The sequence below is a fragment of the Paenibacillus gyeongsangnamensis genome, from assembly GCF_027533625.1.
In the GTDB taxonomy this organism is placed as follows: domain Bacteria; phylum Bacillota; class Bacilli; order Paenibacillales; family NBRC-103111; genus Paenibacillus_G; species Paenibacillus_G gyeongsangnamensis.
The window spans coordinates 1-22,007 of the sequence record NZ_JAQAGZ010000047.1 but is presented as its reverse complement, the minus strand read 5'-3'; the positions used below and the strand labels follow the sequence as shown (position 1 = coordinate 22,007).

Sequence of the window (22,007 nt, the reverse complement as noted above, 5' to 3'; positions counted from 1 at the left end):
GCACAATCACTATCTGCCGCATCAGTCTCTGCAAAACCATACGCCGGCTGCTGTGTATAACCGTGACGTTATTCTATTATCCACATGTGAATGACAAAAGAGAAAGCCTTTCTCCCGCGCCTTCGCTTGGGCTACGTCCTCAACCTATGAACATCTTCTTCAGTGGTAATATCTTTCAATATTTCCATCACTGATCGATTAACTGCTTGCCCCTTTGGGGCAATTACAACAAACATTGTGCAAGATTTCACACCTTAAAAATCTAAAAAAACTGTCTTGACATCTTGTAGCACCATAAAAAATGTATGTGGCAATCACTAGAAATCCCTTGGCAAATATGCTTTGAGGAAGCATGGGAAGCATATTGCAACGGCTCAATACCAATCGGAGCAGTATTAGTTGACGAACAAAATAATATCGTTAGTCGTGGAAGAAATAGGATTAATGAAACCTATGCACCTGTAAAACAAACATGCGGCAATAAACTTGCACATGCCGAAATCAATGTATTGATGCAGGTAAGTAAAGAAACACAAATGAGAAATTTAACTTTATACACAACGACAGAACCTTGTATTTTATGCTTTGGAGCCATTGTCATGTGTAATGTCGGAAAAGTGAGGTACTCGGCTAAAGACCTTTTGGCAGGTGGCTCCAACTTAAACAATTCCAATAATACATTCATTGAGGGAAGGTTAATTGATATTCAATGCGATCAAAAACGATTAGGCGAAATACAAAGAGTTTTAAGAACGGATTACATACTTCGTTATCTTAATAAGGAGACAGCCCAGAAATTACTTTATGGTTTTACAGAAGATTATCCAGAAGCGGTGGAGTTGGGGAAACGTTGGTTTGATCTTAATAAACTTGAACACGCAAAACAGAACGGATACCACATTGGCAAAATAATAGATGAAATTAATCAAGAACTAAGTTAGAGATATATAACAAATTGTCAATGAAAGCACGATTTTATAGATCAGATTAGCTGGAGGGGCAATAATATGGGGGATTTCGTGTTCAATATGAATTATGAGAAGAGAGATAAACTGTTAGGTATCTCTGGTGAATGGGAAGCAGGAAGGGGATTCAAAAGTGTTAGGGAATTTGATTTAATTAACATTAGTATCTTAAAAACAGCTAATTGATGATAATTTCATTGACCCACATGAAAGTCATAACAGTTCTCCAAGCGTAGAAAAAATTTTTAACTTTATGACAAAGTATCCTACCATATTAGCTAAAGGCTATGCTACTAGCCCATTGCGTAAAGATTACAGAGTATCTTTAGACACGCTTTTTGTTCCAAAGGAGTATGTAACTAATACGTTGAAGAAAGATTTTATTGCCTTCTGCTTATAAACTGATGAACTTGAAACGGATGAAAAATTATATGCTTGGTGGGATTAAGTCTTAAGAACGTATAAATGAGTAATTTTACAGGGGGACCTCATAGTATGGTGATGCTCTTAAAATGGGTTAACTTAGTTTTGAGAGGCCTCATGGAGCTTGGCATCGTGGTTGCACTGGCTTACTGGGGGTATCGAACCGGCAAAAGTACGTTCCAAAGCACTTTGTTGAGCATTGGCGCACCATTACTAGTCTTTTCGGTGTGGACCTTTATCGATTTCCGTAAGGTAGCCCCGATGCCTGAACTCTTCCGCCTTATTCAAGAATTGATCCTCTCCGTATTAGCTGCCGTTGCGTGGTACGTAGCCGGACAACGTACTTTAGGCGTATCCTTAGCTCTAGTGTCGATTGTCCACCACGTTCTGGTGTACCTTTTGGGAGAACGGCTCTTGAAGTAACTCTATTGGTTGAGAACTCGAACGGCTTTTAGGCATGTGGCTTTTGTAATGAAAAGTTATGGATAAAACATGGATTTTATCTGAGTAGGAGAGTGAAAATTAGTGATACATATTGGACTGGACTTTGATGATACTTTAATGGATACAAGGAAATCTATTGTAAGTGTTCTTAATAAACAACTTAAACGGAATATTATGTTCGACGAAGTTACGATTTATGAAATATCCGAACTTTACGGGCAGAGTTTTGAAGAATTTCAAGAGTTTTTTACCATTAACCAAGATGAATTACATCATATGGAACCATACCCTTTCTTACAAGAAACACTATCTAGGTTTGTCGATAAAATAAAATTTACAATTATGACTGGAAGACCAATTGAATGGATGGAATCCGCAAAAAAGTGGATTAAAGAAAATGATATTATTGTTGAATCTTCACTATGTGCATCGCAATTTGAGAATGGGAAGCTAGAATGTGCAAAATTAAATGGGGTATCACTTTTTATCGAAGACCATCCAGCACATGCTCTCACCTTAGCTGATGGTGGTATCAACGTTCTATTGATTGATAAGCCATATAATCAAGAGTGTCAACATGATAGGATAACGAGAGTAAGGGATTGGAAAGAGATTGGTGATATTCTTGATGCTTTTGTATCATAAAATTTAAGTACAATTTCGATAAGAGAAGTTTCATGCAAATCGCCACAAAAACGAAAAGCGATCAGTGATTTTCCAACTGACCGCTTTTGATTAGCTAATTATTCTGATAGTTGATGACCTTTAACAAATCCGAAATGGTGGTTGTATGCATCATTTCGTGTACAATGGCAAAGCCGATCACATCGCCAACCGTTTCAAGCTTAAAGTCACGAATTTGGAATGGATTTTCTAACTTTTCTTCTGCTCTATTGGCAAAGGTTTCGTTTAAGTCGTTAGATTGCTGCTTCAACAGAGTTATAAGTTCATCTTTTGAAGGAGGAGTAGTCGTCCATTCAGAAGGCTTTGTACCGCCTTTAAAAAGGTCTACAAATCCTTCAGGAAGCTTTGACGATTGACTAATGCGTTTGAACACTAGTGAATCCATAACTGCGATTAGATGACCTAAATTCCATCTAATGGTGTTATTGAACTGCGGGGGTTGTACATCAAAAAATTCTTCGCTGACGGATTCAACTTTTCCAATTGTCATAAGACGTGCAACATTAACTGTGTTGATTATGGCGTGAGAGCTCAATGGTATGAACCTCCAAATTAGATTTTTTGCTTACTTCTAAATTGTAACTAAAGAAGCTGCTGGTATGCAAATTTCCCATTCCATGAAATAGAACTCTTCCGCTGAAAGATAATGCCCAATTGCTGACGGGATTGCCTATCCGAGAGTTGCTGAATATAATGACCGATTACAGAAAAGGAAAAGGATGCCTTCCATGAATGTGTAGGCATTGCGTGGACAGATTGTCCGTCACCAGCAGGACAACTTACGCCGTCAACTCGCGGACATTATGCGTTAGCAGTAACACTTGAATATCAGAAAAATTGGACTAATTCTTCATTGTAATACGTAAATTTTAATTGAAAATAGATTATAATATAAATAGACCTGTATAGGAGGTAAAAAACATGTACCCAAATAGTTATACTGGCTCGTCGAGAGTTACCATGGGGCACATTTTTCCAGCCCTATTTTTTAGCTTACTGTTTGCTTCTGTAGGACTTAATATCGGTGAATATGTGCCAACGGCTTTATTTTTACCACTGATGGTGGTGGAACTAATTATGATTATTGCTGCTACGTTCATTCGTCGCAGTAAGAGGGTGGGTTATGGTTTTTTATATTCATTTACAATTATTTCTGGAATAACCTTATATCCAGTTATAGCAAATTATGTTTCTGTAATTGGAGCTTCAATGGTTCTGCAAGCATTCGCCGTAACAGTGATTGCATATGGCGGAGCTGCTTTATATGCAACAATCTCTAAGTCAGATTTTAGTTTTCTTAGTGGGTTTCTCTTTATCGGAATAATAGCTTTATTGGGGATGGGTATTGTCAATTTTTTTGTTCCTTTTTCAACAACCGCTGCATGGATTTACACATTGCTTGGGATACTGATTTTTATTGGATATACGTTATTTGATATATCACGAATCACCCACTATGGTGTAACTCAAGAAGAGATTCCATTTGTTGTATTATCTTTGTTTTTAAATTTCGTTAATCTATTTTTGTTTATTTTACGACTATTCGGTTTGAATTTAAAGCGTGATTAATGATAAAGGTTGAACCTCTGTTCAAATACTTTTAGCATAGATTAACGTGCTTTTAAGACTAAATTAATTAAGGTTTTGGTGCAACTATTAAAATGAATCAAAGATAGTCGCCTTATTGTTGTTTGATTATGCTGTTAAACCAAACATATTATTGATTAATTGTACTGCAGAAAGGACAGACGAATGAATGCATTCGACCTGCCCTTTCTTTATCATATGCATGACTTCGATTCCGGCAATTGTTTTCTCTGCAGCAGTGATTAATTTTTGTTTCACCTGGATTGTCCGAAATCTTCACCGTGTCTCCGCACAGATCGATGACGGAGGTAAAATATCCATATTGCAAGACTCACGGATAGGAACAGGATTTGCATGAGGGTTCGGGGAAGCGTCCTCTGGACTCGTCGCGAGGCCATTCATAGCTATGTATATGGGAAATGGGGCTTAAAGGTCCTTTTTTTCTTTAGTAGGAAGTTTGTATTTATAAGGCTCCCCAAAAAGAGTATGCTTGATAAAAAGGTGAAATTGAATAAAATAATGGAGTTGAGTTAATTGAGAAGAATTTCACTTACAATGATCAGGAGAGATCTGCTCAATATTCCGCAATATTCAGTTCCCAATAAATATAAGATAAGAACTTACAACAAGGGTGAAGAACACATTTGGGCAGCTGTCGAGGTAAGCGTAAACGAGTTTAAAGATGAAGCTGCGGCTCTAACGCGTTTTGGTCAAGAATTCGGACAACATCTTGATGAGATGTCATTGCGCTGTCTATTTATGGAAAACGAACATGGAGAAGTAATAGGAACAACTACGGCATGGTACGGTACACTTGACGAAATGGAAACATGGGGAAGAATACACTGGGTAGGAATAAAGCCGGCATATCAAGAAAAGAAACTTGCAAAACCATTGTTTAGTGCTGCCCTTAAAATCTTATCTCGGTTCCATACAAAAGCATATTTAACCACTCAAACGACAAGTTATCGAGCTATAAATATGTATTTGGATTATGGCTTTGAGGCATTTATTACGAAAACGGATTGTATTGAGGGTTGGCGTTTATTGGAGAATAAATTAAATCGAACAATATTAAAATGATTTTTATACGACATCTTTTTTAATGCTGCATGTGTCCAGTGCGGGCGCCGCTTGAGCGGACGCGTCAGCTGGCGGACAAATCAACGTCAACCGTCTGTGCAAGCGAATCTGGAGCATCCGGAACTGCTGTCTGCCACCACAAGCACTCCTTCTGATGTATGCTCCAGAGGGACGCAGCAAATTGTGAACGCGATGACAAGACATGGGGTTAGGAGAATGATAGTCCTCACCGGTTTCGGTACTAGTAGAGCAAGCAGGCAGCAGCTTGGATTCGGAATGAGGACGTTGGTAAAGCTTGTTTCATTGTTTACTTATAGGGGATTTCATGACAAAAGAGAAACAGGACGACTTTGTGCGGCAGAGTGGATTGGATTGGACGATCGTTCAGCCGCCTACGCTCACGATAGGACCAGCAAAAGGACAATATAAGCACGGATCCTTCCACCTTCCATGCTGGGCAGAGTATCACGTGCCGATGTGGCAGCTTTTATTGTTGATGAGCTGGAAAATTCACGTTATGTAAAGCAATCGATGTTTATTCATGATTGATAAAAGGATGGGTCCAAGGTATACTACCCAGACTATTCGTTCTTCGACTCCGATGCGATTAATCCCAAAATCATACCCTTGTCATAACCTATGTTCCATACTCGAGATGAGATGCTAGCGAAGAAAAAGTACGTCATTGCGCTAACGGATACAAGAGTTCAAAAACATCACGATGAGGCTATCGTGGGATCGTCGGGCGGCCTTTTCTACGCTGGCAGTAAATATCAATACATACAGCTGATTTCATATTAAAATAGGTAATTTGGATGCAGGGAGGGGGTATTCGTTCCATGAGAAAAATCAAACTTGCCAATGGTACGATGGTGGAAGTTGAATGACTAGGTTGAGCTCTAACTTCCGGTTTAATCATACCGATTGAAGAGTAATTTATGAAGATGAATTTTTCCATGCAAATTGACATCACCGATAGGAGATCCGGTCTCTGTTGAGAAAGACTTGATAGTCATTACGGTTTAAGTTGAATAGTAATTTTAATTGGGGAAGGAATGGAATGTGTATGATTTTTAGAGAATATGGAAACACAGGATGGAAGGTCTCGATGCTCGGATTAGGCGGTCATGAATTTTATCCGGGTGGAAGAATTAAGGGGTTTCAAGATGATTTTGATAAGGCTGTTACACGCGGGCATATTTTCCCCAATTTTGGGGATAGCAATCGTGAAGAAATTATGATTCATGCATTAGAAAGTGGGATCAACTTTTTTGATGCTACGATTGATTCAGAGAAGGAGGCACTTGGCCGGCTGCTAAAAAAATTGGCTCCAAGCCACGAGATTCTGATTCAGACACGTCCAGAAGGTATGTGCTACAGTTATGATCCTAATAATCGCCAAATGAGCGATTTTCAACTGCTGCGAAATGAAGTTATTCGCATATTGAAGCTGATGCAGCTAGAGAAGATTGATATATTTAATTTGGCTTTTATGAAAGCTGCTCTAGATGCGGATCCTGAATATCTGGATAAAATCTCATACAATATTCAAGTCTTAAAACAAGAAGGCTTGATCAGATTTGCTAACGCGGATACTTTTTCCGGGAATGATGTTTATCTGCAACAAATTAACAAAGGCTGTTTTGATTCGATTTACATCAACTACAACTTGGCTGATAGGTTTATGGAAAACGAAATTGTACCAGCCGCGAACCATAAATCTATGGGTATATTAACAAGAGAATTGTTCATGAAAGGAAAGCTTTTTGCAATGGGGGAGGAAGCCGGATTTCTTGACAAACAGCAATTAGCCCAAATTTTCATCAAATGGAATCTGCAAAATACAAGTGTTTCGACTGCCGTTATCGGTGTCGCCACGGTTGATCAATTGAAATCGAACTTGCAGGTGTTAAACGATTTGACGATCACACAAGAGGAACAGTCTATGATTGACAAAATTCTTGAAACTGAACTGTATAAAGAAGTATCGAACACAAGAAAAAAAGCATTTTTTGCGCAATAGCTTGTTGAATAAGCTTCATAAATATGAAAGTGGTGAGCCCTTTCACAAGATGGAAGCGACAGTTGAACTTACCTCGATCATCCGCGCATTATTATCTAGGGAAGGTAATTAAATCATCATTCGGTAAACCTAATGAAGACAATAGTTGTCGGGTGACAAGAACATTATCTCATTAAATGCCGCGTAAATCGCGGCTTTCTTGTTTTATGGGATAAAGTTCTTGTCAATTCTCCTTGACAAGAATTTTATCCCACTCCCGATTTTGACAAAAACTTTATCTCATTTCCGACAAGAGGAATTAAAGGTATACTGAAATTACGATTGGGGTACGTCTGTGGTGGGCGGAGAGGGGACAAGTAACTCCTCTTCGTCATTGAGCTATCGGGCAGCATAGTTGAATAAGTTAATGCTGCAGAAATGTGCTTTTATTGATAAGATGCCATTAAGTGGGTTTTTGCAAGGGAGTGGTGAAGATGTTCTTAATAGTTGATAATGATATTATTCTAAAAGTGCTTGAACCTGACGATGCTGAAAGCTTGTATGCGGTAACAGATGGTTCGAGGCATTATCTTCGAGAGTGGCTTCCTTGGGTTGATGGGACGATTGATGTAGAAAATACTAAATCATTTATTGAATCTTGTCAGAAACAACATTCTTCTAATAACGGATTCAATACAGGAATATGGTTTAAAGGGAACATTGTTGGCTGCATAGGATATCATTCTATTGATTGGGCAAATAAGAAAACCAGTATAGGCTACTGGTTAGGTGAACAATACCAAGGTTATGGAATTATGAGAAAATCCTGCAAAATAATGGTGAACTACGCATTCAACGAGTTAGGACTCAATAGAGTTGAGATACGATGTGGTTCTGGTAACTTAAAGAGTAGAGCTATTCCGGAAAAACTAGGATTTATGAATGAGGGGCTAATTCGACAGACCGAATGGCTATACGATCGTTTTATTGATCACTTTGTTTATGGGATGCTTAAGGATGATTGGAAAGTATCTTCTTAAACTAATGGAGACGATAGTGGAGGAGCTTGCTTTAGGCATTTCCTTTTTCGATTTATCGAAGTAACGGGTATTAAAATAAACCAAAAATCCTCTAAAAGGAGGGGAACAGTATGCGGAGGATGAATTACGTGATTTACGTAATCAAAAGGAGAGTCGAAGCTCTTTATAGAAATATAGAGATCATCCATCGAAAGGAGCCCTCCAATGCTGCTTCCACAGGAACTCGGTAATCGGTTCGATCAGCTCATACAGTATAGTCAAGAGATCAATAGACGAAATCAAGGCTCGGCAACGGCCATCGTTGTCATCCATCAGGATAAAATCGTTGCAGAGCATTACTCCGGTCATCATTCCCAGCTAGCGGGAGCCAGGGAAGTACAGCCCGACTCTCAATTTTACATTGCATCCGCAAGGAAGAGCTACATTGGATTAACTGCTGCCCTAGCCATATATGAAGGCAAGTTACGTCTGGATGATAAGGTCACTGCCTTGTTGGACAATTATCATACGGATTTATTGGAAGGCACGACGATTCGCCACTTACTCACTTATTCCTACGGACTGAGAACTGACGACCACGGCGGGTTGTACCGTGATTTTAAAGCCGGCAGCGGTTGGGCTTACAATAATAATGGCATTCAAATACTCGAAGAAATCATTCAATTAGTAATGGAGCAATCCGTTGAACAGATCATCCAAGAACGCATCTGCGGCCCGCTAGACTTTCGGGAAACAACGTGGAGAAGAGCTGACCATGAAACTTTAGTTAGAGTGATCCATGATCCTGCTGGGCCACCGGAGTCCAGGCTCGGCCACCTGTTCGTCTCTGCCCGTGAGCTTGCCTTTTGGGGATACCTGCACTTAAAGAGAGGATTTATTAACGGTAAGCAGGTCATTCCTTCACAAGCCATCGACCTGTCAACTGCCGTACAAAGTCCCTCCTTCGATGACGCAGAGCTGCCGCAAAACGGATTCCTCTGGTATGTTAAAAGGCGGGAAGCACGCCAAAGCGAAATTGGACGAGCGGTGCCGTGCGGCTCCTATCAGATCGTTGGGGTCACAGGTCCATTACTTCTCGTCGTGCCCGAGCTCGATCTTGTAGTGGTCCGAATGTACAACAAGCTGTACAACTATGGAGATTCGAACAACGATTACTTATTCTATTTAAGGGAATTTGGTGATAAAGTCATACATTCCGCTCAGTCACAAACAAGTTGACGCCGGTTATTGCCGTAAAATATTGGACTCAGGCGGCGGCGCTGAACTAACGTGCAGTTATGCGCAGAAATAGTGGTATAAAATCACAAAAAAACATGGGGACTCCAATTCCATGTTATGGTAATATCGACGTATTAAATCAAACTTAGATAAATTAAAAGAGGGGAATTATGCTATGACCACTGTTGGAATCTTAGGGACGATACATAATAATGAATTAAGAGATAGGTATCAATGTCCTCTCGATCTTTATAAGGAGATTATTTTGGAGTTTAAGCCGGATATTATATGTGGCGAAGTTCATCCGAGAAGCTGGGAAAAGTACTTAAATAACAAAAATGAAAAAGGTTATTGGGGAGAACCCGCTAGTGAATATTGGGAACTGATTTTCCCTTTATATGAAGAGCACAGTATTGAGTTTGTCCCCATTGACTGGTTTGAACCGGATGTCTGGAACAATTTTTCGCCATTCGAAGATTATTCAAAAGAGGAAAAGGCTGAGCTTGAGAAAATTGATGACGAATGGTTTTCAAAGCAAATGAATGCTCACTCTTATGGAACTATTCCTTTTAATTCGAAGGAGTTTGATAATTTATCCAAGCAAAAATATGATTGGTTGTTTCAGATCAATCCAGTATCGCAAAATTTTCGGTGGATAGTCAGGAACCATATTATGATTAAACGGGTAGTAAACACATTTAAAGCCAATCCCGATAAAAGGATTCTTTGTATTGTTGGCGCAGACCATAATTATTTCTTTTATGAGGAATTAAGAAAGGAAGCAATTACACTTATATATCCTTTAAGATAATAACTTCATCCCAGCATGGCAGAATTGCGCTAACGGAGTACGTTAGTTGAAAAATTTTGGTGCCCTACTGTTACCCTCGAAAATATACGTTTTTGTGAAATATTGCAAACATTCTCCTAGCGTTTTATCATATACTGTCAATAATATGAGAATCAACTATAAGGTTGGAGTTAGTGGATATCAAAAACCAAGGAGTGATGTAGCATGCAAAAACATAGTAAGGATCTGCCCGAATTAGAAGGGGATTACTCACTTTCCCCGCAGCAAATTGCTTCCTATCAGCAGGACGGACACATCCTGATCAAAGCAGCGGCCAATCCGGCTGAAATTGCCGCCTACCGTGAAGTGATCTCTTACGAAGTGGTAGCACAGAAAATTGGGAAATATACGAAGCCTCTTAGCGAGAGGGATACTTATGGAAAAGCTTTTATCCAAATTACGAATTTGTGGGAAACGAATCCGGCGGTTAAGCGCTTTGTCACGGCAAGGCGATTTGCCAAGATTGCGGCCGAGCTAATGGGAGTCCAAGGTGTGCGTATTTATCATGACCAGGCCCTGTTCAAAGAGCCCGGAGGCGGGCATACACCATGGCATCAAGACCAGATTTACTGGCCGCTCGAAACCGAGCATACCATTACGATGTGGATGCCGCTTGTAGATATTTCAGAGGAAATGGGATCAATGACGTTTGCTTCGGGGTCCCATAAGTCCGGTTATATTAGTAAATTGGTCATTTCCGACGAATCCCATAAAACTTTGAAAGAATATATCGACAGTAAAGGCTTTGGTAGGGTAACGTACGGAGCTATGAAAGCCGGCGATGCGACGTTTCATGCGGGATGGACGCTCCACAGCGCCCCCGGAAACCCGACAATCAGAATGCGGGAAGTGATGACGGTTATTTATTTTGCCGATAACACGCGAATAGCCGAGCCGGATAGTAACGCCCGGAAAAATGACCTAGATAGATGGTTACCGGGCTTACATGCCGGCGAATTGGCAGCTAGTAGGCTGAATCCGTTGGTGTACAGCTCCTCCAAATAAATTGTATTGAATAAATTCGCTATACTTAGATAGCGTTTACAAATGCCGTGATTGTAACTATTAAATATACTTGAGCGGAGGGATTGCAGTGATCGTTGGAAGAGGTACGCATCAATATGGGGTACAAGAAGGTTGGGCGAAGGTTCCAGTCCATGTAACGCTGGGTTATACCCATGGAATTGTCGTGGACTCGCAGGACAACGTCTACATATTTCATACCGGCAAGCCATCCTGTATCAAGTTTGATAAGGACGGCAGATATTTGTCGTCTTGGGGCGAAGAGTTCGAAGGGGCGCATGGTTTCTATCTGCACACAGAAGGTAATGAACAATTTTTGTACGTTACCGATTCGAAGCTGGCTTTCGCGGCGAAATACACGCTGGAAGGTGAGCAGCTGCTTAAGCTTGGGGTTCCGGATCTGCCGAACGTCTATGATGCCGAGCATAAATATGCCCCGACCGATATCTGTGTAACTCCGTACGGCGACATACTGGTCACCGATGGCTACGGACAATGCTGGGTTCATCACTATGACACTCAAGGCAACTACATAAGTTCCTGGGGTGGTAAAGGTTCCGAGCCCGGCCAGATGAAATGCCCCCACGGAATCTCGATTGATCTGCGTCACGAGGAGCCGGAAATCTACATCGCCGACCGGGGCAATTTCCGAATTCAGGTGTTTACGCTGGACGGGAAACATAAGCGATTCATCACGGATGATATGGATATGCCCTGCAGCTTTTACTATGATGGAGACGAAGTCTTCTTCCCGGACCTACATAGTCGGGTGACGATCTTTGATAAGAACGATCGGCTGATCGCCCATCTTGGTGAAGATCAGCAGGCCTACAAGCAAGAGGGCTGGCCGAATCTGCAGCCGGAGTATTTCCGTCCTAATAAGTTCAGCTCACCGCACGGGGTTTGCGTCGATTCGCAGCATAACGTGTACGTCGCCGAGTGGACGCAGCATGGGCGGATTACTAAGCTGATTCGCAAGCAGTAGCAATGTCAGACCAACTTTTAGATCTAGTATTGTCGCTGTTTTCTTTATTCTTTTTAACTAGGTGAGGGTTAACGAGCACTGCTTAGTAGCCTGTGACGGGAGTAAAGTTATTGGCACTTCGATGGGGATTGATTGTTTGTTACGACTTGGTTTATTGAAAAATTGGCGCGCGGCGTTTTATCAGATCCATAGACATATGTACAAAATACGGGTTTTGTGAATATGTTTTAAGATTGCCTGACATTCCGTTTAGCGAAAGTGGGATAAAAAACTTCCGGAATTAGAAGTCAAAACAAATATCAAAATGAAAATCAATCAGCAAGGCTTGACGACATGGCGTCAATGGGTGTCTTTCCATAAGCCCTCCCTCAAGCATTTTCCATGACCGCTATACATATGTTTGTTCTCTAGCCTATGGAAAACCTCCTTTACGGCAATATCCGAAGCGATCTCGATAATTTCGTTTCCAAAACTCGCACTTGAATCCCTTGGGTCCATTTTTCCGCCGACGCCGATAAGCTTTTCTCCTTTTGGAGGAAGGAGGTCCAGTTTTACTGTCTCGGGATGAAGGGCCATCATATGCGATGTCTCCCATCCGCCTGCATGATCCCCGGCGCAGTCATAGAGATGGTCGACCAGTAAATGATCTGCAAAAGCCCATGCCAGCATCCCATGGTAACGGCTGTAATGCCTTTTATTAAATGTAAGGACTGCGGCCCGTGCGAGGTCGATCAGGGGGTAATGCCCGGCTACCAATACCCCGACCTTAAAGCCTAATGACTCGGCTTCCGCAAGAATATGCAGAAGCAGTTTTTCATAGCCTAGAACCTGCTCCGTAGCGGAAAAAGGCATTCGCTCAGGCAGGAAATTATCGGGGTCCAGCTCCATCTTTTCAGCTATAAGATGCCTATCGGCCGCATTTGCCTCCATTAAAGCCTCAACCCTGCTCTCACCATAATATAAGGGCGGAAAAACCAACCCTCCTCCTTTTTCCGCACATCGGACGGCAATCCCTTCAGCCTGCAATGAATCCGCGCCTACAGCATTATGCACACCATGCCACTCCAGAGTTCCTATCGGTATGTAGACTACCGGACATTCCTTTCTTCTGGCTACGATCTGATCGGGGCGTAACATATGGTATCTGACCTCATTATTCATAACTTGCCTCCATCCTCATTGATAATCCAGGTCGGGTAAATCGAAGTATATCAGCATTCCCGGAAGGACCACGCTCATAATGTCCTGAGGGTCGTTAAGACGGGCGGTTACCCAATCCTCATAGCTGCACATGCCGATTGCTTCAATGTTGGCAATGCGTTCATCCAGAACCGTCCCCCACTTCCGCACGGATCATTTTTTCTAACATCTCTCGGGTGGGCCTCGTCACCGTGTCGCTTCGCAAATCGATCATTTTCACAGGTATTCCTCACTTATCTTGGAACATTCATCTAAGGGCTAAACCGTATTACCAATCATTCTTATCCATTTCTTGAATGAAATAGACAAGCCAAATAATTACATTTATATCATTACTCATCAAAGAAATCAATACAAAATGTTACATTTGTTAACATGTAACTGATTTAATTTTAGGCTGATTTCATTGATTCGGATCCTGCTCTAAACTTGACCGGTAAACCATGGAGGGATGTGATTGCCCAAATCATAAAGGGAAAGCCTGTAGTTGTATGGACTACAGGCGACTACAAGCAACCGGATCGATGGAAAACTTGGAAGCATGGGAATGAAGAAATTAAAACTCCGCTGGATCTGCATGCTGTGGTATTGATCGGCTTTGATCCGGATCATGTTTATATCGATGATCCGTTGACTGGGAAGAAGGCACACAGAGTAAACAAAAAAATGTTTTTCCGAACATGGGAAATCATGGGTAAGCAGGCACTAACTTTTCCATCAACTCCCACTTCGTGGCAGCTACGCTTGTACTACCCCTTCCCTCGGTTTTAATGGTTTATCTCACATATACTCACTCATTCGCAGGATTTTAACACCTTGGTTTGCAGATGTTATTCAGGAGAGAGCTTATCAGACATAGCTATCCCAATTTTGGGCATACGGGAACAGAAGAAGTGCTGGAACATTTCTCCAAGGGTTATTCTTCTGCACGCATACTCCACACTTACCTTGGGGTTCACCATCCCATGACTCTACGGGTCTATGCCCTTACATTCCTTCGTTACACCTGACCAAGGCGTGGAGACCGATAACGTTTAGCTGACGGGTCTGAGCCCTTATCGGGCAGTAACTCGGTCCTCCGTGCTTTCTTTTTCAATCCTGCGAATGAGTCAATACACATGGTTCTTTATCTGTCTTAAGCAGCTTGATTATATGGAGGAACAACTCTTTCTGAAGAGAAGACCTCTCCTCGGTTTGCTATACCAACGATGATTCGGGCCAGTTTTCCAATCACTTTAAATACCGATTGTTGTTTCTTCATTTTCTTGATTTGAACATTGTACTCGTGAAGTTGCTGAAATACAGGATTATTTCCAATGAGCTGCAGTGTGGCTAGATATAGATATTTACGCAACGTAGCGTCCCCCCTTTTGGAGAGTACGATCTGGCCTTTCCTCTTTCCTGAGGTGCTTTCAGCTAGGTTTAATCCTGCTTTACGTAATAGCTGGCGTCCGTGGGCATACTGTCTGAGATCACCAGTACCTGACAGAATTGCTGCAATACAGATAGACCCCAGGCCGATCGAACGTAATTGGTTGGCCATTGGAATACCGCTGAGCAATACTTCGATATCCTTTTCAATTGTATCTAGTACTTCTATAATCCGTTCAAACTCTTCTAATAACCGCTTGAGATCCTGTTTTGCTTCGAGTAGAGCGGTTGTGTCACCTATACATTGCTTAGCTGTGGCAATAAGCTGTGCAGCTATTTGCATGCCGGTGAGCCACCGGCTCGCTTCATATGATTCCGCCAGCCTGCAATCACTTCTGGTACAGATAGAGACTCTATATCTTGCGGCAGGGGAAATTCTTTAAGGGTAGCTAACGAACGCTTGCTTTTCCAGTTATTAAATACAGAGAAATACTCTGGGAAGCGTATGTCTAACCAGCGAATAATCCGGTTTTGAAATCGTACACTATTCGTTACCCAAAATTCCCGGTCACTCATCATCGTTTGCAACCTTTGAAAGACAATAGCGTGCCTAGCGTAATCATAGTAGAAGCCTCGGCTAACCACATCAGCAATGACAAGTGCATCCTTCGGATCACTCTTGGATGGGGAATTATCGCGGTTTTCCTTGTTTCGTTTGGTGGTAGCTGGATTCACCATTACAACCTCTTTGCCCTTTTCCGCAAGCCAATTGGCAAGGTTATATCCATAGTGCCCTGTTGGTTCCATACCGATTATGACGTTCTTTAGATGGTGCTTCTGTTGAATTTCATCGATCCATCGTTCTAACTTCATATAACCTTCAATTGTATTGGAGAAAGAAAGATGCCTCTTGGTAAGTATGATTCCTCGAAAATTTGTTGCTTGTGCTACATGGGTTTCTTTCGCTATATCGATTCCCACAATTAGGTGAGTGGTGGAAATTCGTTCGATCCGTTGATTTTGAGCGTCTGATTGTTTAAACTTCATAAAAGAGCGCCTCCTTGATGGTGTTGGGTTTAACCCGTTGACAGACCCATCCGAGGCGCTCCTTTTTTTTCAAAGTCCATTTCTTAGGACTAACAGGAATGTTTAGCGCAGTAACGTTGCCGTATTTATCGCGGCAGATCTCCTTCAATAATTAGCGATACTGTCACATCTCATCAATTCATTGCGATCCATCAATATTAGACACTCCATATGTGTGGAATTTGGAAACAAAATAATAAAAAGAAAAAAACGACATCTCTGCCGTTTTCATTTAAGGTGTCTGACCTCATCGTTGCCAGCTATGCTCGCCCACTCTGGTTGCTAATCTCGTCGGCGCTCGGGCCATAGATGGACGGAACCGGGACCTCAAGCAGTCGTAGATAAACCGTTAGTTGCCCCCGATGATGGTACCAATGATTGAGCATTAATGTACGCACCATTTCGATTCGGGGCACCTCTAAGATCGCGATGCCTTCACGGGTAAGCTTCCACGTCTCCATCAGACCGGTTTCTCCCCATGCGAGAAGCTTGTTTTCAGCCAAAAGCATGTATTTATCAAACGCCGAAAGGATCTCGTTCAACGATGTTGCCTCAGGCAGAGGAACTACCGGGACTTCGCGTGACTGTTCATCCAAAAACTCAGCTAGGCCTCCTGGTACGCCTGCGGTATGCAAAGCAAGCTGACCTAATGACATCGACTTTTTATGCGGCTTCCACGAAAGCTTGTCTGAAGGCACCCTTTCGAGCACTCTCCGGGTCGATTCCGCTTCCCGTTTTAACTCTCCAATCAACCTTTCTGAAAAATTCATAAGGACTCCTCCTCGAGATGATGGACTAAACTAACAATACCATAAAAAAAACGAGAAATTTCTTTTGGATTGCTAAGTTTAGATAGTTTGAATCTAAACGCGCGGACCCCTGACCTTATCGCTGCCAGCGATTCGCTCTGCCTCGGTGGTTAGTTACACTTGGGTTCACCGTTCCTTGGGCGTTTCTTTTACACCGGCATTAATGAATGTTGCAAACAATGACAATGGATACACAAAGCACGTGACACGATAACCCCAATGATTACTCAATTATGGTGACCACTACCGTCGAAACCTCCATGATGGGACGAATCACAGCCCGTGTGTCGGTCTAAGAGAATGTTCTCCGATCTTTTGACAAATGTCGTTCCCATTCCATTTCATGCATAACTGCCCGTCCCTCGGTTTAGCGCCGCCAAACGAGTCTAATACTTTTTCATTTCAGTCTACAACATTATTGTTCAGTCTAAATCTTTATTATTCGTAAACACCAGTATCATGAATAGGTAAATCCTATCTCCAAGTAACCCCTCGCTTCACTAAGGATTTTCTTGGCAACTATTTCTTAGATTTCTATCCGCATATACATCGCAACAATGATTACGTATATGATCTTTGGGTCGATCTTTTAGTTTTTTTAACCAAGCTTACATAGGCGATGATGGACAACGAGCTGGTGGTTAAAATAATGACTCGTAACGGTACAGCAGAATATTCACCCGCGATTCCCACAAGGGGGGAAGTAACGGAACCTAATAAAAATGGAATGACACCTAGCATTGCGGAAGCACTACCTGCAATGTGCCCTTGCGATTCCATCGCTAATGAAAAAGAAGCAGGTCCAGTGATTCCATTCGAAGCAACGAAAAAGAAGAGCGGAATGACCAGCGCAATTAATGGGCCATGAGTAAGTATTACGACCAGGACCGTCGTGCTGGAGAAAAACGCTAATGACAGCCCCGTCAGAAGAATTCGACGCTCTGTCACCCGTCCTGCCAACCCCCTAACCATCTGAGATCCCAAGATTAAGCTAATTCCATTCAATGCAAACAGCATTGAAAACATTTGGGGTGACACACCGTAAATCTTTTGATAAATAAATGAAGTACCGGAAACGTAGGCGAAGATGCCTCCCGCCATAATTCCCTGAACGAGGGCATAACCCATAAATGTCCTATTCTGCAGCAAGCTTCTAAAGTTCCTCAAAGACTCCATAACGTTACCGGGAACACGTCGCTCGACAGGTAATGTTTCCTTCAGTTTCCATGTCGTTATAGCCGTTAAAAATATTCCCAGAAAACCTAAAAAGATAAACACACCCGTCCATGTAGTGTAAGAAATAACGATACCCCCTGCAATCGGTGCAAGTAATGGAGCGAGACTCCGAATCATCGCTATGAGTGAAAAGAACTTCGTTAATTGAACTCCACTATATAAATCACGAACAATTGCACTAGATATCGTCCCAGCGGATATGGCAAAGCCCTGTATGAATCTTAAAACAATAAAAACGGTGATATTTGGTGCAAAAGCACAACCAAATGAGGAAAGAGAATATAGAATCATAGCGATCATCAAAGGTTTACGTCTGCCATAAACATCACTGAAAGCACCCGTTACGATCTGCCCCATGCTTAATCCTAACAGGCAAGCTGTTAAACTAGCTTGGATCATAAATGCGTCTGTTCCAAAAAACTTCATCATTTGTGGAAATGATGGGAGATACATGTCAAAGCTAAATGGCCCTAACGCAGAAAAGGCTGCCATCAGCAGGGCAAATCTAAGCGGACGTTTATTCTCTTTTAAGTCCATTGATTCGGAAGCTCCTATCCAATCATTTTTTCAGCATTGAAAGACACTGAGGTATTCATTATAATCCACATCGCTAATTACAATAAATATATTTTTTTTAAAATGATTGAAAGGTGTATTTAACTATTCATTAACGGTCTACATAGCAATGTTAGCCGCTTCCGGTTTTGGAATCCGAATATACCAGTTGAAATCGCACAAAAAGCGACTGTCTTTATTGCAGCTATTTCATTCGTAAACTCAAACGATCTATAAAAGGAAGCTAATTTTGCTTTTTTCCGTTGGCTCCAATCCTTTTGGATACGTAGAAGTTGGGTCTGATCAATAAGCCAAGAAATTACGACAATCATCATTCAGAACTTTCTGCAAGTTATTCAGATCTTATTCAAAATCACACAATCTTTATGCATCTATCCCATACTTCTTACTAAAAAATGACAATTTATTTTCCATTTATAAAATCAATTGTTCAAGCTGTTTCAGTAAAGTGACATTCAATCAACCCCTTTAAAAAATTTTATCTTATACATAAGAAAGCCCGTACCATCAAGGCACGGGCCAGCGACATTTATGTTCAAACTCAACGACATTTTATGTTCAAATCAGCGACATTTTTAATTACAACTCACATATTGATTTATGATCTTTAGGTGAAATATGAATTTAGATTACAGTCGTTATAAAGGTATTCCTTGCCGCGACAGTTCCCACACATATGAAGATAACTGCCCGTTTGTTCAACGACAAAGCAGACTGCCGCGGCAGTCTGCATGATTACGCTATCGTACCCGTTTAGTTGAATAAACAAACATTTAATTGAGTGCACTGTCTGGTTGTGTTTCTGAGAAGAGTTTCTGAGAACTAGCGCGATCTCTCTCATAGAATTCTCCAAATTAACTACTTCATCTTTAGTTAAGTACCGAGATATAATATGAAATGTTGGAAATGCAAGAAAGTCTCGGACTTGTCTGAAAAGATCATAAGTCTCAATATTCTTTTCGTGCCTCAAATCATCGAAAATGACCTGATTTTTTTGAAAATCCAGATCACTGTTCGCGTTCAATGAATGAGTTTCGAAGGAGAGTAGAGAGTATAATTTATTTAGATCGTTGCCAAATCTGTCTACATAAACAATTAGAGCGCTAAGACTAAAGATCTCTATATTATTCTTTGTATATAAAGAATACCAATGAACACTCTCTTTGCGCTTCGCATTGCGAAGATTCTTAATAAGTTCAAAGCGCATTTCGGAAACCTCTTTATACAGAGATTGTTTATTTAGTTTAGTTTTGATTGAGTTCTTCATTTCTTGTAATTTCGCCACAGAATAACTTGAGGATATTCTATCTGCAATTATCGGATTGTTGAGATGCTTCAATTCCTCTAATTTATAGAAAGTGTAGTAACTTGCAGCACGTTTTTCAACAAATTCTATACCGTCTTCAAAAATAAACATTAACGATGCAAAAGTTTCAAGAGCTGACCTTGTTGTTATCGCAGCTGAATTAAGTGATCCATGGTCTAAAAGAATGAAAATCCCATCGAATTGTGCTAATAACTTCCGAATATAACGAAAGTATCGTGACTTCCATTTGATTAAAGGGAGTTCTCCGTCCCGTTTCCAAAGCTTTTTCTAATATATGCAGGGAATATTGAAGGTTTTTACTGAGAGAATTAAGGAAAATTAACCGTTTATCCGGATGCCGGTCATGACATTGGGACAATAACGTATAACAACCCGTTGCTTTATGAGTGGCTCTTACGACACAAAATCATGTAGAAGAAAGGTGAGAGAGATGAACCACCTTGTATTTAAACAATTTGAGTTGACGAGAGGTTTTTTTATCGGTACAGTAGAGTCCATCCCAGAGGAGATAATCGATGTAAAGCCGGAAGGCTTTAACAATACGATCCATTGGCACATCGGTCATGTATTAACGATTACAGAAGGAGTTATTAGCTATCCCCACAAATCTACAATCCATCTGCCGGAAAACTATATCGAATTATTTGACACAGGCACAAGGCCGACTGAATGGAAAGGAGATATACCTTCTGTAGATAAACTCATCTTGCAATTAAAGGATCAGTTGGTCCGTTTACAACAAATTCCTTCTGGGAAGATAAATGAGAGACTGGATAATCCATTTAATGGACTTGAAACCTTCGGAGAATTCGCAAGCTTAGTGTTATTACACGAAGGCATCCATTTGGGACAAATTTCAATAATGAAGCGAATGATCGAATATGTTAAATAAATCATTACTACGACATTTTGATTCGTTCGCTCCCTTGATTACCATATATAGGTACCTGAGTAGTAACAATAATTCTATAAAACACTAGTCGTTAATTTCACTAATCTGCCCGTCCCTCGGTTTACTTGTCATAATGAACTATACTTCAACTGAACGTCAGCCGTAGAGATTAATCGCGTCAGATTAAGGTCGATTATTGATTTCCCTGACGCTATCATGGCAACTTCATAGGACTCAATCTGACAGGATCGCCGATAGCGTACGATTATTTCCGTTTCGTGAGGTGACCCCATATACTTTAATACCTATTTAAATGTACTGTTATCAGTCCATACGTAATAATCAACTGTTTTTCCTGCCGGAATATAGATACTTTCTGATGCATTGTATGAATCTCCCGGGGCTATTTGAACGCCAGTACACGTTTAGTAAGCATCGCTACAATTAAAAGGGGACGCAGCAAACGCTGATGACGCGCCATAACGATAATTGAATCCCAGAATAACAGCAAAATAGACGGAGGCATTATGCAACCGTCTATTCCTGAAAGGGGGTTACTATGGGATACCTTAGGTATATGAAAATCTATGAAAATCCGGAACGACGGATTACTCTGGATATTGACACATTTTTTAAAGTCGTCCAAACTCCAAGCAACTTGGACTCATATAATGGCAGAAGAAACGGGAAGGAGGATGTCACTATGGGATTTGATGGATTAGGTGGAGTAGGTGGAGTAGGCAGCTGTGCTGGTTTGTTTACGACGACGGGTGTAATTCTCGTACTGTTTATTCTGTTGGTCATTGTTTCTCGCTCATTGTTTATCTAAATCGTTAAACCACCAACGCCCGGTTCCTAACGCAGCTTGGGCGTTCTTAGTAGGGGTACCGCCAGCCAAATAACGTAAAACCCACGCTAGGACAGTTTTTACCAAAAAAAAGTCGGTTTTCCTGCTCTAAGGATTACCGACTTTTTTGGTTTTTTGTATTCAGCTATCGGTTGCAATAGGTAAGCGTTTGAAGTGATCTCCAGCTTTTCCCCTGCTCCACACGGAGCGTGCCAGTTTCCCAGCACTCCGCGTTCCCTCTAACTGAATGTACTAGATCATAAGTTCCTCGTTACTCATAGATTTGGGTGAGTTAGATTGGTTCAAGTCCGTATCTTTCACGGTACTGGTTGACTTTGATTTTCATCAAATCCGTTATA

22 protein-coding genes and 2 pseudogenes are annotated in these 22,007 nt (G+C 41.2%); 16 read left to right on the top strand and 8 right to left on the bottom strand.

Going from position 1 to position 22,007, the window contains the following annotated elements:
• Nucleotides 1-305: 305 nt before the first annotated feature.
• The 4 genes from O9H85_RS36290 (at nt 306) to O9H85_RS36275 (ending at nt 2,477) form a co-directional block, all read left to right on the top strand.
• On the top strand, nt 306-941 hold the full coding sequence (locus O9H85_RS36290) for a nucleoside deaminase (protein ID WP_269886215.1): 636 nt from the start codon (nt 306-308) through the stop codon (nt 939-941).
• A 66-nt stretch (nt 942-1,007) separates the two neighbouring features.
• Entirely contained in the window at nt 1,008-1,151 is a 144-nt protein-coding gene (locus O9H85_RS36285; RefSeq protein ID WP_269886214.1) for a hypothetical protein, read from the top strand.
• Between the two features lie 309 nt (nt 1,152-1,460).
• Nucleotides 1,461-1,811, top strand: a complete 351-nt coding sequence (locus O9H85_RS36280; protein ID WP_269886213.1) for a YrdB family protein — start codon at nt 1,461-1,463, stop codon at nt 1,809-1,811.
• Nucleotides 1,812-1,913: 102 nt separating this feature from the next.
• Nucleotides 1,914-2,477: a 5' nucleotidase, NT5C type gene (locus O9H85_RS36275; RefSeq protein WP_269886212.1), complete on the top strand. Its 564-nt coding sequence runs from the start codon at nt 1,914-1,916 to the stop codon at nt 2,475-2,477.
• A gap of 94 nt (nt 2,478-2,571) precedes the next feature.
• Here the strand turns inward: O9H85_RS36275 and O9H85_RS36270 are convergent, their stop codons facing one another.
• Nucleotides 2,572-3,051, bottom strand: a complete 480-nt coding sequence (locus O9H85_RS36270; protein ID WP_269886211.1) for a DinB family protein — start codon at nt 3,049-3,051, stop codon at nt 2,572-2,574.
• Between the two features lie 386 nt (nt 3,052-3,437).
• Here O9H85_RS36270 and O9H85_RS36265 point away from each other — a divergent pair, with 386 nt between their 5' ends.
• The 9 genes from O9H85_RS36265 (at nt 3,438) to O9H85_RS36230 (ending at nt 12,304) form a co-directional block, all read left to right on the top strand.
• On the top strand, nt 3,438-4,085 hold the full coding sequence (locus tag O9H85_RS36265) for a Bax inhibitor-1/YccA family protein (RefSeq protein WP_269886210.1): 648 nt from the start codon (nt 3,438-3,440) through the stop codon (nt 4,083-4,085).
• 552 nt (nt 4,086-4,637) lie between these two features.
• Nucleotides 4,638-5,186 carry a GNAT family N-acetyltransferase gene (locus O9H85_RS36260; RefSeq protein WP_269886209.1) on the top strand — a complete coding sequence of 183 codons (549 nt, stop codon included), beginning with the start codon at nt 4,638-4,640 and terminating at the stop codon, nt 5,184-5,186.
• Between the two features lie 325 nt (nt 5,187-5,511).
• Nucleotides 5,512-5,709, top strand: a complete 198-nt coding sequence (locus tag O9H85_RS38150; protein ID WP_409348264.1) for an NAD(P)H-binding protein — start codon at nt 5,512-5,514, stop codon at nt 5,707-5,709.
• Nucleotides 5,710-6,294: 585 nt separating this feature from the next.
• On the top strand, nt 6,295-7,209 hold the full coding sequence (locus O9H85_RS36255; protein WP_269886208.1) for an aldo/keto reductase: 915 nt from the start codon (nt 6,295-6,297) through the stop codon (nt 7,207-7,209).
• A 473-nt stretch (nt 7,210-7,682) separates the two neighbouring features.
• Nucleotides 7,683-8,228, top strand: a complete 546-nt coding sequence (locus O9H85_RS36250) for a GNAT family N-acetyltransferase (protein WP_269886207.1) — start codon at nt 7,683-7,685, stop codon at nt 8,226-8,228.
• A 204-nt stretch (nt 8,229-8,432) separates the two neighbouring features.
• On the top strand, nt 8,433-9,446 hold the full coding sequence (locus O9H85_RS36245) for a serine hydrolase domain-containing protein (protein WP_269886206.1): 1,014 nt from the start codon (nt 8,433-8,435) through the stop codon (nt 9,444-9,446).
• 175 nt (nt 9,447-9,621) lie between these two features.
• A complete protein-coding gene (locus O9H85_RS36240) occupies nt 9,622-10,257 on the top strand; it encodes a hypothetical protein (protein ID WP_269886205.1) in 636 nt (211 codons plus the stop codon).
• A gap of 204 nt (nt 10,258-10,461) precedes the next feature.
• Nucleotides 10,462-11,301 carry a phytanoyl-CoA dioxygenase family protein gene (locus O9H85_RS36235; RefSeq protein ID WP_269886204.1) on the top strand — a complete coding sequence of 280 codons (840 nt, stop codon included), beginning with the start codon at nt 10,462-10,464 and terminating at the stop codon, nt 11,299-11,301.
• Nucleotides 11,302-11,389: 88 nt separating this feature from the next.
• Nucleotides 11,390-12,304: a 6-bladed beta-propeller gene (locus O9H85_RS36230; RefSeq protein ID WP_269886203.1), complete on the top strand. Its 915-nt coding sequence runs from the start codon at nt 11,390-11,392 to the stop codon at nt 12,302-12,304.
• 339 nt (nt 12,305-12,643) lie between these two features.
• On the opposite strand, the gene O9H85_RS36225 is transcribed toward O9H85_RS36230, so the two are convergent.
• Nucleotides 12,644-13,465: a creatininase family protein gene (locus tag O9H85_RS36225; protein WP_269886202.1), complete on the bottom strand. Its 822-nt coding sequence runs from the start codon at nt 13,463-13,465 to the stop codon at nt 12,644-12,646.
• Nucleotides 13,466-13,637: 172 nt separating this feature from the next.
• Nucleotides 13,638-13,718: pseudogene (locus tag O9H85_RS36220) on the bottom strand (beta-eliminating lyase-related protein); the annotation flags it as partial.
• A gap of 215 nt (nt 13,719-13,933) precedes the next feature.
• Here O9H85_RS36220 and O9H85_RS36215 point away from each other — a divergent pair.
• The gene (locus O9H85_RS36215; protein WP_269886201.1) at nt 13,934-14,275 is read left to right on the top strand and encodes a C39 family peptidase; all 342 of its coding nucleotides are present in this window, start codon (nt 13,934-13,936) and stop codon (nt 14,273-14,275) included.
• A 364-nt stretch (nt 14,276-14,639) separates the two neighbouring features.
• Here O9H85_RS36215 and O9H85_RS36210 read toward each other — a convergent pair.
• The 5 genes and pseudogenes from O9H85_RS36210 to O9H85_RS38140 all read right to left on the bottom strand — a co-directional run bounded on the left by O9H85_RS36210 (nt 14,640) and on the right by O9H85_RS38140 (nt 20,110).
• Nucleotides 14,640-15,922: pseudogene (locus O9H85_RS36210) on the bottom strand (IS110 family RNA-guided transposase).
• A gap of 299 nt (nt 15,923-16,221) precedes the next feature.
• Entirely contained in the window at nt 16,222-16,731 is a 510-nt protein-coding gene (locus O9H85_RS36205; protein ID WP_269886200.1) for a DinB family protein, read from the bottom strand.
• Nucleotides 16,732-17,331: 600 nt separating this feature from the next.
• Nucleotides 17,332-18,543 (bottom strand): multidrug effflux MFS transporter, encoded by a 1,212-nt coding sequence (locus tag O9H85_RS36200; RefSeq protein ID WP_269886199.1) that lies wholly within the window; start codon nt 18,541-18,543, stop codon nt 17,332-17,334.
• Nucleotides 18,544-18,662: 119 nt separating this feature from the next.
• Nucleotides 18,663-18,893: a macro domain-containing protein gene (locus tag O9H85_RS38145; protein ID WP_409348266.1), complete on the bottom strand. Its 231-nt coding sequence runs from the start codon at nt 18,891-18,893 to the stop codon at nt 18,663-18,665.
• Nucleotides 18,894-19,189: 296 nt separating this feature from the next.
• Entirely contained in the window at nt 19,190-20,110 is a 921-nt protein-coding gene (locus O9H85_RS38140) for a DUF5677 domain-containing protein (RefSeq protein WP_409348265.1), read from the bottom strand.
• Between the two features lie 229 nt (nt 20,111-20,339).
• Between O9H85_RS38140 and O9H85_RS36195 the strand changes: the two genes are divergently transcribed.
• Nucleotides 20,340-20,801, top strand: a complete 462-nt coding sequence (locus O9H85_RS36195; RefSeq protein WP_269886198.1) for a DinB family protein — start codon at nt 20,340-20,342, stop codon at nt 20,799-20,801.
• Nucleotides 20,802-21,504: 703 nt separating this feature from the next.
• Nucleotides 21,505-21,630 carry a YjcZ family sporulation protein gene (locus tag O9H85_RS36190; protein WP_269886216.1) on the top strand — a complete coding sequence of 42 codons (126 nt, stop codon included), beginning with the start codon at nt 21,505-21,507 and terminating at the stop codon, nt 21,628-21,630.
• Nucleotides 21,631-22,007 lie beyond the last annotated feature (377 nt).